The sequence below is a fragment of the Haemophilus paraphrohaemolyticus genome, from assembly GCF_002015045.1.
Classification (GTDB): Bacteria; Pseudomonadota; Gammaproteobacteria; order Enterobacterales; family Pasteurellaceae; genus Haemophilus_A; species Haemophilus_A paraphrohaemolyticus.
Map to the genome: position 1 here is coordinate 1 of NZ_MUXX01000009.1, position 576 is coordinate 576.

1 pseudogene is annotated in these 576 nt (G+C 44.1%); it reads right to left on the minus strand.

The window, feature by feature from the left end:
- Positions 1–576, minus strand: a pseudogene (locus B0184_RS10535) (hypothetical protein); the annotation flags it as partial.

The following is a 576-nucleotide window of genomic DNA, read 5'->3' on the forward strand; positions in this document are numbered from 1 at the left end:
GTTTTCCAACCTGAGTTGTTAATCGCGTTTGCTACTTGGTCACCCGTTACGTAGTTTGTATCACCAGTCACTTTGCCTGTGTTGCCCTCTTCTGCCCCCACATTACCCGCTTCTAAGCCGATGTTGATGTTACGTACGCCTGTTGCTTCGTCCGTTTCACCCGTAACTTTAACGCCGTTCACACCGTTGAAACGAACTTCCCTTGCATTCGTTACGCTTGCCGCATAATTATTACCTGAAGCTGATACTACCCAACCTAAGTTCTTCGCATCTGCAACCGTTAACGCATTCGTTTCAATTGAGTTCTCTAAGTTCGCTAAACCTGATGCTGCGTTCGCATATGCAACAAACGATTTTAACGTTGGATTCGCTGCTAAAGCCTCTAACTCTTCGTCTGTCGCTGGTGTGCCTTTTACTGGGTTATTTGAATCATCTAGTTTAATTAAACCAGTTTCTGGATCCACTACATAGTAAGTTCCATCAACGTTAACTAATTGGTTACCGTCTTTGTCGAACTCCATTGTGTTCGCACCTGCATCTACATTGGTAATTTGCGTTGCATTACCGTCTTTATCT